Annotated in this window: 8 protein-coding genes; 5 read left to right on the top strand and 3 right to left on the bottom strand. The window is 71.2% G+C overall.

What is annotated here, in order from left to right:
- Window positions 1–256 precede the first annotated feature (256 nt).
- The 4 genes from ACGFZA_RS24020 (at window position 257) to ACGFZA_RS24005 (ending at window position 4,546) form a co-directional block, all read left to right on the top strand.
- Entirely contained in the window at window positions 257–1,108 is an 852-nt protein-coding gene (locus ACGFZA_RS24020; RefSeq protein WP_393681762.1) for a M24 family metallopeptidase, read from the top strand.
- Entirely contained in the window at window positions 1,105–2,886 is a 1,782-nt protein-coding gene (locus ACGFZA_RS24015) for an SDR family oxidoreductase (RefSeq protein WP_393681760.1), read from the top strand. The genes ACGFZA_RS24020 and ACGFZA_RS24015 overlap by 4 nt, the downstream gene beginning before the upstream one ends.
- Window positions 2,883–3,854: a MerR family transcriptional regulator gene (locus ACGFZA_RS24010; RefSeq protein WP_393681758.1), complete on the top strand. Its 972-nt coding sequence runs from the start codon at window positions 2,883–2,885 to the stop codon at window positions 3,852–3,854. Before ACGFZA_RS24015 ends, ACGFZA_RS24010 begins: the two co-directional genes overlap by 4 nt.
- Before the next feature lie 149 nt (window positions 3,855–4,003).
- Entirely contained in the window at window positions 4,004–4,546 is a 543-nt protein-coding gene (locus ACGFZA_RS24005; protein ID WP_385277664.1) for an RNA 2'-phosphotransferase, read from the top strand.
- Between the two features lie 90 nt (window positions 4,547–4,636).
- Here the strand turns inward: ACGFZA_RS24005 and ACGFZA_RS24000 are convergent, their stop codons facing one another.
- On the bottom strand, window positions 4,637–5,599 hold the full coding sequence (locus tag ACGFZA_RS24000; protein WP_393681755.1) for an LLM class flavin-dependent oxidoreductase: 963 nt from the start codon (window positions 5,597–5,599) through the stop codon (window positions 4,637–4,639).
- Between the two features lie 317 nt (window positions 5,600–5,916).
- On the opposite strand from ACGFZA_RS24000, the gene ACGFZA_RS23995 reads away from it, so the two are divergent.
- Entirely contained in the window at window positions 5,917–6,783 is an 867-nt protein-coding gene (locus tag ACGFZA_RS23995) for an HAD hydrolase family protein (RefSeq protein ID WP_385277660.1), read from the top strand.
- A 153-nt stretch (window positions 6,784–6,936) separates the two neighbouring features.
- Here the strand turns inward: ACGFZA_RS23995 and ACGFZA_RS23990 are convergent, their stop codons facing one another.
- Window positions 6,937–8,670 (bottom strand): GAF domain-containing sensor histidine kinase, encoded by a 1,734-nt coding sequence (locus ACGFZA_RS23990; protein WP_393681932.1) that lies wholly within the window; start codon window positions 8,668–8,670, stop codon window positions 6,937–6,939.
- A 170-nt stretch (window positions 8,671–8,840) separates the two neighbouring features.
- A complete protein-coding gene (gene cydD, locus ACGFZA_RS23985) occupies window positions 8,841–12,485 on the bottom strand; it encodes a thiol reductant ABC exporter subunit CydD (protein ID WP_393681752.1) in 3,645 nt (1,214 codons plus the stop codon).
- Window positions 12,486–12,513: the final 28 nt, after the last annotated feature.

Here is a 12,513-nt window from a genome sequence, read left to right as displayed (position 1 = left end):
CGCACGGGACCGGCACGTCCGGCCATGTGGGGCGGGTCCGTCCGCCTGGCCGGACCAGTGCTCCGGCCAGGCGGGCCGGGTGCGTCCGACATGCGGGCCGGGTGCGCCGGACATGCGGGCCGGTGCGTCCGACCGTACGGCACCCGCGGTTGTCCACAGGCTACGCAAGCCCCTTGACGTAGCCGCCGGACATTGTCACATTCATCAGTGTCACGTTACGAGCACGTACCGCACACAGCAGGGAACGGACGGTGGCATGGTCGCGCGCGCCAAGGACGAACGGACCCCGGAACTGCAGGGGTTCAGGGAGGTGCAACGTCTCGCGTACGCCTGCGCGGAAGCGGTCGCCGCCCGCCTGAGGCCGGGGATGACGGAGCGCGATGCGGCCCGGATGCAGCGCGAGTGGCTGCGCGAGCGCGGGGTGCGCGACTGGTTCCATCTCCCGTTCGCCTGGTTCGGGGACCGCACGGCGTTCGCGGGCTTCAAGGTGCCGTTGCAGTTCTTCCCGACCGACCGCCGGCTGGAGCCCGGGATGCCGTTCATCCTCGACATGGCCCCGGTGTACAAGGGATTCACCGCCGACATCGGGTACTCGGGCTGCCTCGGGCTCAATCCCCTGCACGACCGGCTGCTCGCCGATCTGGAGGTCCACCGCGAGCTGATCCTGCGCAAGGTGCGCGAACGGCGTCCGCTGCGCGAGATCTACGAGGACGTCGAGCGCCTGATGACCCGGCAGGGATACGCCAACCGGCACCGCGCCTATCCGTTCGGGGTCATCGCCCACAAGGTCGACCGAGTCACCGAACGGCGCTGGTCGCCCCACGTGTTCGGGTTCGGCACTCAATCGCTCAAGGGACTTCTGAGCGACGCGGTGCACGGGCATCGGGAGGGCTGGTCGCCGCTCTGGAGCCCCCACCGCTTCTCGGACCATCCCCCGCAGCCGGGTCTGTGGGCGGTCGAGCCCCACCTCGGATTCCGGGGCACCGGGGCCAAGTTCGAGGAGATCCTCGTCGTCACCGACTCACGGGATCCCGAACAGAGTGCCTTCTGGCTGGACGACGATCTGCCGCATGTGCGGCGCTGGGCCGAGGAAAGGGTGGCGGCGTGAGTCTGCAGAATCTGCCGGGAGCGCGCGAGCGCCGGGTGTCCACGGGCGGAATCGACCTGTGCGTGGTCGAACTGGGTGAGGCGACACGTCCCACGATCGTGCTGGTGCACGGCTATCCGGACAGCAAGGAGGTCTGGACGCAGGTCGCACGGCAGCTCGCCGAACAGTGGCACGTCGTGCTCTACGACGTGCGCGGTCACGGCAGGTCGACTGCGCCCGTGCCGCTGCGAGGCGGCTTCACGCTGGAGAAGCTCACCGATGACTTCCTGGCCGTCGTCGACGCCGTGAGCCCGGACCGGCCGGTCCATGTGGTCGGGCACGACTGGGGTTCCGTGCAGGCCTGGGAGTTCGCGACGGTCAGCCGCACCGAGGGACGGATCGCCTCCTTCACCTCGATGTCCGGCCCGTCGCTGGACCACTTCGGGCACTGGATCAAGCAGCGGATGTCCCGGCCCACCCCGCGCCGGGTCGGCCAGTTGCTGGGCCAGGGTGCCAAGTCCTGGTACGTGTACATGCTGCATACGCCGGTCCTTCCGGAGCTCGCCTGGCGCGGCCCGCTGGGCAAGCGGTGGCCGCGCATCCTGGAGCGGCTGGAGAAGGTCCCGCCGGGCGACTATCCGACGGCCTCCCTGCCCGACGACGCCGCGCACGGGGCCTGGCTCTACCGCGACAACGTCCGTTCCCGGCTCCGCAGGCCCCGCGCCGACGCGTTCGCGCATGTACCCGTCCAGTTGATCACTCCGACCGGTGACATATTCCTTTCGGAACAGCTCTATGCCGAGCTCGACGCCTGGGTGCCCCGGTTGACGCGTCGCTCGCTGCCCGCCAAGCACTGGGTGCCGCGCACCAGGCCGGACCAGCTGGCCTCCTGGATCGACGAGTTCGCCGCCGCCCATGAGGCAGCCGCGCAAAGCGGTGTTCCCGTACGGGACTCCGCACCCGACGGGGCGTACGCGCAACGGTTCGGCGGTCAGCTCGTCCTGGTGACGGGCGCGGCAGGCGGGATCGGGCGGGCCACGGCCTTCGCGTTCGCCGAGGCCGGGGCCCGTGTGGTGGTCGTGGACCGGGACGCGGAGGGGGCCAGCCGGACGGCGGAGCTGGCCCGGCTGATCGGCGCTCCTGCCGCCTGGGCCGAGACCGTCGACGTCAGTGACGAGCAGGCCATGGAGAAGCTGGCCGAGAAGGTCGCCGCCGAGTACGGCATCGTCGACGTCCTGGTCAACAACGCCGGCATCGGGCTCTCCGGTTCTTTCCTGGAGACGACCGCCGAGGAGTGGAAGAACGTCCTCGACGTGAATCTGTGGGGCGTCATCCACGGTTGCCGGCTCTTCGGCAAGCAGATGGCCGACCGCGGACAGGGCGGCCACATCGTCAACACGGCCTCCGCTGCGGCGTATCAGCCCTCCCGGGCCCTTCCCGCGTACAGCACGTCGAAGGCAGCCGTACTGATGCTCAGTGAATGTCTGCGCGCCGAGCTCGCCGAGAAGTCGATCGGGGTCAGTGCGATCTGTCCCGGCATCGTCAACACGAACATCACCGCGACCACGCGATTCGCCGGGACGGACGCGGCGGAGGAGAAGCGGCTGCGCACGCGGACGAGCAAGTTGTACGGGATGCGCAACTACCCGCCGGAGAAGGTCGCCGACGCGATCCTCAGGGCGGTCGTACGCAACCAGGCCGTCGTCCCGGTGACGCCGGAGTCCCATGCCGCCCGGTTCGTGTCCCGGCTCAGTCCGGGAGTGCTGCGCGGAATCGCCCGGCTGAAGCCGCCGCTGTGAGCGCCACCGGGCCGTCGCCGGCCGGCCGGGCAGCCGCCGAGTACCGGATCGAGGACCTCGCACACGCCAGCGGCGCCACGGTCCGCACCATCCGCGCCTATCAGGACCGCGGGCTGCTGCCGACCCCGGAGCGGCGGGGCCGGGCCAATGTGTACCGGGACACCCATCTCGCCCGGCTCCGGCAGATCGCAGACCTGCTGGACCGTGGTTACACCCTGGCCAGTATCAAGGAGTTGCTGGAGGCCTGGGACACAGGACGCGGACTCGGAGGTGTGCTCGGGCTCGTCGCCGAGGTGCACGGCCCGTGGACGGATGAGCGGGCCGACCGCATCACCCGCGCGGAGCTGGAGGTGAAGTTCGGCGGGCGGTCCGACGACGAGGCGGTCTCGGAGGCGGTGGAGCTGGGAGTACTCGAACCGGTCCCGGGCCGAGATGACGAGTTCCTGGTGCCGAGCCCTCAAGAACTGGCCGTTGCGGTGGAGTTGTATGCCGCAGGAGTCCCACTGAGTGCAATCTCCGGTCACCTGCGGGAACTTCGAGGCCAGGTCGAACAGATAGCGTCCCGCTTCCTGGAGTTCACGACGGAGCACGTCTTCGCCCGATATCTCGGCCATCGCCCGCCGACCGACGCCGATGCGGCCGAGGCGGCTTCGATGGTCCGCCGGCTGCGCCCACTCGCCCAGCAGACAGTGGACGCCGAACTGGCGCGTGCCATGCGGACGTTCGCCACCCGTCATCTGGAACACCACCTTGCCGCCGAGGGCCCTTTCACCGGCCATTCGGCTCTGCCCCCGCCGACGTCCGTCGCACTCCCGGGCGCGACGATCAGCGCGGTGGAGCGTCTGGTTGGGCGGGACAACGCGACCGCGTTCATCACGGCGGCTACCGAACGAGAGCTGCAATCAAGGACATTGGATGCACTTGCGCCATCTCACGTCAATACGGGCATAGTTAACCAAAAGCCTTAATTAGTACGGCACTTGTCCACAGAATCGCCAAATTGCCTGTGGATAACCCAAGTTGGCTGTGGATCAAACCTGTGGGCAGAAAATTGCCGAGCGAAATCAGAAGCCAAATCCGGATGCGACGGAGAGGCCGTCACGGGCAGGCTGTCGGGATGGATGAAAGACGCACCGTCAAGGTGTCCAAGTACCTTTCGAAACACCTCCGCCATCAGCCCGAGCGCATCGGTCTCACGCTGGACGCCAACGGCTGGGTGACGATCGACGAGCTGTTGCGGGCCGTTGCCCGCCACCACTTCCCGCTCACCCGCGCCGAGCTCGACCATGTCGTCGCGTCCAACGACAAGCAGCGCTTCGCCATCGAGGGCGACCGCATTCGGGCGAGCCAGGGGCACACCGTCGACGTGGACCTGGACCTGCCCCCTGCCGACCCGCCCGCGTACCTCTATCACGGCACGGTCGGCCGCTCCCTGGACGCGATCCGCGATGAGGGGCTGCGTCCGATGAACCGCACACACGTCCACCTCTCGCCCGACCGCGAGACGGCGACCCGTGTCGGAGCCCGGCGCGGCCGCCCCGTCGTCCTGTCCGTGGACGCGGGTGCGATGCACCGGGCGGGACACGTCTTCTACGTCAGCGCCAACGGCGTCTGGCTCACCGCCGCCGTACCCCCGGAATTCCTGCGCCTGCCCGGCTGACACGGCCGTCACCCCGACCCACGAGGCCCGGCACCGTTCCGGGCCCTGCCCTCTCCCTCGCCCTGCCACGCGCCGGTCCGGCGCCGGTCGCTAGCTCGCGAGCTGGGCCAGGCCCTGTGTCACCATCTGCTCGAAGAGCTTCTCGTCCGCCACCGCGGCGGAGAATTCGGGGCTGCCTTCGGGTACCGGTGCGTGGATCACGATCTCGGTGAATCCGAGTTCCGCATGCCTGCCCGCGAAGTCCACGAAGGCGTCCACGGATTCGAACGGCCCGCCCCCACCCCTGGTGAGATCCGGGTTGAACTCCGGAGTGAAACCGGTGAGCAGAATCTTGTCGAGCTCGTCCACGTCCCTGCCGCTCTCCGCACAGGCCTTGCCCAGCGCGGCGACCTGGCCACGGATGGCCGCGAGCGAATCCGCCGGGCTGCCCGCCTCGTACCGCTTCGGATCTCCCGTGGTCACCCACGCCTGCCCGTACTGCGCGGCAAGCCTGAGCCCGCGCGGACCCGTGGCGGCCACGGCGAACGGCAGCCGCGGCAGCTGTGCACAGCCTGGAAGGTTCCGCGCCTCGGTGGCGGCGTAGAAGTCGCCCTCGGACGTCAGTCCGGCGGGCTCACGGAGCAGGGCGTCCAGCAACGGCACGAACTCACCGAAACGGTTGGCCCGTTCGCGGGGCGTCCACGGCTGCTCGTCTCCCCGCAGGAGCGTCGTCGCGTCGAAACCATTGCCGCCGGCCCCGATGCCCAGCGTGATGCGTCCGCCCGAGATGTCGTCGAGCGAGATGAGTTCCTTGGCCAGCGTGACCGGGTGCCGGAAGTTCGGCGAGGTCACGAGCGTCCCCAGTCTCAGAGTGGAGGTGACGCATGCGGCCGCGGTCAGGGTGGGGAGGGCGCCGAACCACGGCCTGTCCCGGAAGGCACGCCAGGCCAGATGGTCATACGTGTATGCGGCGTGCAGCCCCAGTTCCTCGGCGCGCTGCCACTGCGAGCGCCCGCCCTCGTGCCAGCGGCGGACGGGCAGGATGACAGTGCTGAGGCGCAGAGTGGGGCTCATGGCTCAGAGTTTACGGCGGGCCGTCCGGACCCACCTTCTCGGATCGAACGTCTGACGGGTGCCGGCGCCACGGACGGGACCCGTGCCGTGTGCCGCGATCGGGACGGCGGTGCGTGGCCGGACAGCCGCGTCACAGCTAGATGGTCGACAGAGGCTGCGAGACGCCTTCTGGCGGCTCGGATGCCCCGGGGGCGACCCGGCACGCCGCGAGAATCCGACGGCATATGCCAGGGGAACGTTCGCCAGTTCACGGGCGTGCGTACTCAAATGTGCGCCCCTACGCACGCCCGTGCACCCTCGTGCGCGAGAATGGACCAGTGACCTCAGCTACCGAACAGCCCGTTCCTGCCGCTCCCCGGCTGATCGCCACCGACCTGGACGGCACGCTCCTGCGCGATGACAAGACCGTGTCGGACCGCACGGTCGCGGCGCTCGCCGCTGCCGAGGAGGCCGGGATCGAGGTCTTCTTCGTCACCGGACGTCCCGCTCGCTGGATGGACGTCGTGAGTGACCATGTGCACGGCCACGGCCTGGCGATCTGCGCCAACGGCGCCGCCGTCGCCGACCTGCACGCCGGCGGCAGGCTGCTGCAGGTGCGGGCCCTTGAGCGGCAGACGGCTCTCGATGTCGTGCACACGCTTCGCGCGGCGGCCCCCGGCACTTCGTTCGCCGTCGAGCTGGCCACCGGCATTCACTACGAACCGGCGTACCCGCCCTTCCACCTGGACCCGGGTGCGACGGTGGCCATCGCCGAGAAGCTGCTCCGGGAGGAGACGCCGGGTGCGGGCGCTCCCGTGCTGAAGCTCCTGGCCCACCACGGCGAACTTGCCCCGGACGACTTCCTCGCCCTGGCCCTCAGGGTGGCCGGCGACCGGGCCTCCTTCACGCGGTCCAGCCCCACCGCACTCCTGGAGGTCAGCGGGCCCGGTGTCTCCAAGGCCAGCACGCTGGAACTGTGCTGTACCGAGCGCGGCATCACCGCCGCCGAGGTCGTCGCCTTCGGCGACATGCCGAACGACGTGGAGATGCTGAGCTGGGCGGGTACGTCGTACGCGATGGGCAACGCACATCCGGCCGCTCTGGCGGCGGCCTCCGGCCGTACCGCGACCAACAACGAAGACGGCGTCGCGGTCGTCATCGAACGGATCATCGCCGAGAACTCCCGGGCCCGCGCGGGGCGCTGAGGGGGCCGGCGCTCGCAGCGCGGGGCGCTGATGAAGGGGCCGACGGCCGAGCGACCGACGCCTGAGGCCCGGCCGGTCAGAGCCGCAGGACCCATTCCCGCCCAGTCCCCGGCCGGTCAGAGCCAGGACCCACCCCTGCCCCGTCCCCGACGGTCAGAGCGGCGCCTGCCACACCACCTTGGTGCCGGCGCCGTTCTCCCCGATGCCGGGTCCGAACCAACTGGCCCCGCCGAGTGACTCCGCCCGGCGCGCCAGGTTCCGCAGCCCGCTGCGCCGGCCGCCCGCCTGGATGCCCACACCGTCGTCGGCCACCGAGAGCCGCACGGCGTCCCGTCCGTCGGGCAGCGTGGCCGTCGCGTCGACGACCACGTCGATCCGTGCCGCACGGGCGTGGCGGAAGGCGTTGGACAACGCCTCCCGCAGCGCCGCGATCAGGTTCTTTCCGGTCAGCTCACCGACCAGGGAGTCGACCGGGCCGAGGAAGCGGTGAGACGGTTTGAAGCCCAGGGGAACCGCCGCCATGTTGATCTCGCGCAGAACGCGGGTGCGCAGCCCGGAGGGTGCTTCGGCCGGCTCCTGCTGCAGCGCGAAGATCGCGGTACGGATCTCCTGGATCGTCACGTCCAGTTCGTCGACCGCCCTGCCCACCCCGGTCTGCACCTCCGGCACGTCCGACCGCCGCTGCGCGCTCTCCAGCATCATCCCGGTGGCGAACAGCCGTTGGATGACCAGATCGTGCAGGTCACGGGCGATACGGTCGCGGTCCTCGTAGACCGCGAGCCGCTCCCGGTCTCGCTGCGCCTCGGCCATCATGAGCGCCAGTGCGGCCTGCGAGGCGAACTGGGTGGCGAGAGTCCGTTCGGTCTCCGTGAAAGGCCGGCCGCCCTTGGCTCGCGGTGTGGCGAGCGCGCCGAGCACCCGGCCCCCGCTGTGCAGCGGGAGCATCATGCTCGGGCCGAACCGGTCCGCCAGCCTGGTGATCATGCGGGAGTCGGTGGCCGAGTCATCGATGAAGACCGCCTCGCCGCTCACCAGCCGGGCCACCACGGGGCTGTGTGCCGGAATGATCACTCCGAGCGAGCCGGACGGGTCGTCGGCGGAGACGGCGACGATCTCCAGTCCCCCGTCCTCGGCGGGCAGCAGCACGATGCCGGCCGCGGATCCGGCGAGGTGGCGGGCCTGTTCGGCCACGACGGAGAGCGCGTCGTCGGCGTCCCCGCCGGACAGCAGGGCGGTGGTCACGGCCACCGAACCGTCGATCCACCGCTCGCGCTGCCTGGCCGCCTCGTACAGCCGCGCGTTGCCGATGGCGATGCCGGCCTCGGTGGCCAGCACGCGGACCATGTGCAGGTCGTAGTCGTTGAACTCGCCGCCGTCGGTCTTTTCGGCCAGGTACAGATTGCCGAAGATCTCGCCCTGGACCCGGATCGGAACGCCGAGGAACGTGCGCATCGATGGATGGCCCGGCGGGAAGCCCGCGAATCTCGGGTCGGACGTCAGGTCGGCCAGCCGCAGAGGCCCTGGGTCGTGGATGAGGGCACCGAGCAGCCCCCGGTGCCCGTCCGGCCGGCGCCCGATCCGGCGCGCGACGGTTTCGGAGACCCCGTACGTGACGAAGTCGGAGAGCCCTTCGCCCTCCTCGTCCACGACACCGATGGCCGCATAGCGGGAGTGCGCCAGCTCGGCGGCCGTCTCACAGATCCGGTCGAGCGTGGAGTGGAGTTCGAGTCCCGTGCCCACCGACCGCATGGCTTCCAGCAGCCGCGGTACGCGGGCGGTGAGTTCGGTGGACAAACCCCGCAGACTGCGGGTCGCCTCCGTCGCGGCATCGAGTGAATCCCCCGCGCCTGCCGGGCCGGGCGGGCCCGCCGGCTCGGCCCGCTCCATCGGTTCGAGCGGGCCGAGCGGATCCCTCGGGCCCGACGACTTCAGCGGTTGATCCGAGCGGTCCGGGTCCTTCGCATGCTGCGGGTGGTTCGGGTCCTGCTCTGACATACCCAGAGCGTAGTTAGTCCCATTTGCCAGGGAAAGTCGAGAGCCGAAGCCGGCACACCCTCTCAGGCAGGTGCTGGCACGGGTTCACCGGAAGCGAGTGCGGTCTCCCGCTCACGCGCGAGCATCCGGTGCAGCGGCCCGTCCACCGCCGCGAGGACCTCGTACGAGCCGCGCTGTACGACGGCACCCGCCTCCAGCACGACCACCTCGTCGACGGCTTCCAGCCCTTGGAGACGGTGAGTGATCAATACCGTCGTACGCCCCTGAGTGGCCGCCAGCAGGTCCGCGGTCAGGGCGTCGGCCGTCGTCAGGTCGAGGTGCTCGGCCGGCTCGTCCAGGACCAGCACGGGGAAGTCCGCGAGCAGTGCCCGTGCCAGGGCGAGCCGCTGGCGCTGACCGCCGGACAGCCGGGCGCCGTGCTCACCGACAAGGGTGTCCAGGCCGTCCGGCAGCCCCTCGGCCCAATCGAGCAGCCTGGCCCGGCCGAGGGCCTCGCGCAGTTCCCCGTCCGTCGCACCGGTGCGGGCCAGCCGCAGGTTCTCCCGGATCGAGCTGTCGAAGATGTGGGCGTCCTGGGCGCAGAGGCCGACGAACCGCCGCACCGTGTCCCCGTCCAGCGCGGACGCCTCCACCCCGCCGATCCGATACGTCCCCGCCCGCGCGTCCAGGAACCTGAGCAGGACCTGGGCCAGTGTGGTCTTCCCGGAGCCGGACGTCCCCACGACCGCGATGCGCCGGCCCGCCTCCAGCGTGAGGTCGATGGAGTCCAGCGCGTCGTGTCCGGCACCCGCGTAACGGGCGGACAGCCCCCGCACCTCCAAAGGGAAGGGCGACGCGGGTGTATCGGCCGGGACGGCGGGCTCCCGCACGGGCACCGGGGCGTCGAGCACCTCGAACACCCGCTCCGCGCTCCGCTTGACCCGCTGCCGGTACTGCACGGCGACCGGCAGGCCGGTCACCGCTTCGAAGGCGGCCAGCGGGGTGAGGACGACCACGGCGAGTTCCACCCCGGCCAGTCGGCCATCGGCCACTGCGGGAAGGGCGACGAGGGCGGCCGCGACCACGGTGAGGCCGGCGATCAGGGCGCTGAGACCACCACCGAGCGCGGTGGCGGCCGCCGCGCGGGCGGCGATCCGGGTCAGTGCGCCGTCGGCCTCCCGGGTCCGGGCGACGCGCCCCGGAAGCGCGCCCGCGACGGTCAGCTCGGCGGTTCCGCCGAGCAGGTCGGTGACCCGGGTGGCCAGATCGGCCCGTGCGGGCGCCAGGCGGCGCTCCGCGTGCCGGGCGCAGGCTCCGCTGACGAGCGGGACCCCGATTCCGGCCAGCAACAGTCCGGCGGCCAGTACGAGGCCCGCCTCCGGCAGCAGCCAGCCGGTGAATGCAGCGGCTCCCGCTCCTACGACGACCGCGGTCCCGGCGGGCAGCAACCACCGCAGCCAGTAGTCCTGGAGGGCGTCCACATCGGCGACGAGCCGTGAGAGCAGATCGCCCCGCCTGGTCCGGCGCAGGCCCGCGGGCGCGATGCGCTCCAGGCTTCGGTAGACGGCAACGCGGAGCTCGGCGAGCATGCGGAGCACGGCGTCGTGCGAGACGAGGCGTTCGGCGTAGCGGAAGACCGCTCGCCCGATCCCGAAGGCGCGGGTCGCCGTCACCGCCACCATCAGATAGAGCACCGGAGGCTGTTCGGAGGCGCGGGAGATCAGCCAGCCGGAAACGGCCATGAGGCCGACGGCCGAGCCCGTCGCCAGGCTTCCCAGCAGCAGGGCCAGCAGCAGTCTGCCACGCTGCGCTCCGGCGGCCTCCCTCACCCGGGCGAGCACGTGTCCGGTCCACGCAGCGGTGTCCCGCAGTGTCCTGGGTTCATGTGCCGGCTCGGACTCCGCAGCGGCCGTCGGCGTCCCCACCGGCTGAGCCACCGTGTCGGACGCGACGCCGGACGCCGCCCGGGGCACCGCAGCGAACGTCTCGTCCGACACCGCCCCGGGCAGAGACGCCTCTTCCGCTTCTGCCCCGGGCACCGCAGCAGATGTGGCCACCGCAGCAGCCGCCGCGTCCGAAGCCGGCCCGGTCACTCCGGCAGGCGCCAGCGTCACCACCCGGTCGGCCACCGACAGCAGCGCCGGCCGGTGGACGACCAGCAGCACGGTGCGGCCCCTCGCCAGCCGTCGTACCGCCTCGACGATGCCCGCCTCCGTCTCGCCGTCCAGGCTTGCCGTCGGCTCGTCGAGCAACAGCACCGGCCGGTCCGCAAGGAACGCCCGGGCAAGCGCGAGCCGCTGGCGCTGTCCGGCGGAGAGCCCCGCACCGTCCTCGCCGAGGAGCGTGCGGGCGCCGTCCGGCAACGCGGACACGAATGCGTACGCCCCCGCATCGCGCAGCGCGGCCGTCACCGCGCTGTCGTCCGCCTCGGGGCGGGCCAGCCGGACGTTCTCCGCGATCGAACCCGCGAAGAGGTGCGGCCGCTGCGGCACCCAGGCGATCCGCTCGCGCCAGCGCTCGGGGGAGAGGGCCGCGAGATCGGTCCCGCCGACCCGAACCCGCCCCTCGTCGGGTTCCACGAACCCCAGCACCACGTTCAGCAGGGTGGACTTGCCGACGCCGCTCGGACCGACCAGCGCGACGGTCTCCCCCTCGTCCACGACGAGTGAGGCCGTGGCGAGCGAGGGTTCGGTGCGCCCGGCGTGCCGGACGGTCACTCCTTCCAGCTCCAGCCGCAGCGAGCGGGGAACGTCCTGCGTACCGCCCATGCGCGGCTCGGTCTCCAGGACGGCGAAGATCTCCTCCGCTGCCGAGAGTCCCTCGGCAGCGGCGTGGTACTGAGCGCCTACCTGCCGGATCGGCAGGTAGGCCTCGGGCGCGAGGATCAGCACCACCAGTCCGGTGTAGAGGTCGAGCTCACCGTGGACGAGCCGCATGCCGATCGTGACGGCGACGAGCGCCACCGAAAGCGTCGCCAGGAGCTCCAGGGCGAAGGACGAGAGGAAAGCGATCCGCAGCGTGCGCAGGGTGGCCTGCCGGTACTGCGAGGTGATGGTTCGGATGGACTCGGCCTGGGCCTTGGCCCGGCCGAAGACCTTCAGTGTCGGCAGCCCCGCGACCACGTCGAGGAAGTGGCCGGAGAGCCGGGAGAGCAGGCGCCACTGCCGGTCCATCCGCGACTGGGTGGCCCAGCCGATCAGGATCATGAAGAGCGGGATGAGCGGCAGCGTGACGACGATGATCGCCGCCGAGACCCAGTCCTCGGTGACGACCCTGGCCAGCACGGCCACCGGCACCACCACGGCGAGTCCGAGCTGCGGGAGGTAGCGCGCGAAGTAGTCGTCGAGCGCGTCGATCCCCCGGGTGGCGAGAGCCACCAGCGAACCGGTGCGCTGCCCGCTCAGCCAGTCCGGTCCCAGCTCTGCCGCCCGGGAGAGAAGGCGCCCGCGCAGTTCGGACTTGACGGCCGCACCCGCCCGGTAGGCGGCCAGCTCGGTGAGCCAGGAGACCAGGGCCCGGCCGAGTGCAACCGCGGCGAGCAGGAGGAGGGGCGTGCGGAGGCCCGCACCGGTGAGCCCGTCCTCGAAGCCGCCCACGACCACCTCGGCGACAAGCATCGCCTGGGCGATGACCAGCGCCGCCCCGGCCAGCCCGAGGGCCACCACTGCCACCAGGAAGAGGCGGGTGGCACGGGCGTGGCGGAGCAGACGCGGATCGATCGGTTTCACGTGAAACACCCCATGGCGCTCGGCTCGG

Origin of the sequence: Streptomyces sp. NPDC048211, from assembly GCF_043202315.1 — a bacterium.
Taxonomy (GTDB): Bacteria; Actinomycetota; Actinomycetes; order Streptomycetales; family Streptomycetaceae; genus Streptomyces.
This window is presented reverse-complemented; position numbering and strand designations above follow the sequence as displayed.

Excerpts from the sequence above, each read along its gene's own strand:
- ACGFZA_RS24020 (WP_393681762.1), top strand. The coding sequence starts at position 257 with ATGGTCGCGCGCGCCAAGGACGAACGGACCCCGGAACTGCAGGGGTTC.
- ACGFZA_RS24005 (WP_385277664.1), top strand. The coding sequence starts at position 4,004 with ATGGATGAAAGACGCACCGTCAAGGTGTCCAAGTACCTTTCGAAACAC.
- ACGFZA_RS24000 (WP_393681755.1), bottom strand. The coding sequence starts at position 5,599 with ATGAGCCCCACTCTGCGCCTCAGCACTGTCATCCTGCCCGTCCGCCGC.
- ACGFZA_RS23990 (WP_393681932.1), bottom strand. The coding sequence starts at position 8,670 with ATGGAGCGGGCCGAGCCGGCGGGCCCGCCCGGCCCGGCAGGCGCGGGG.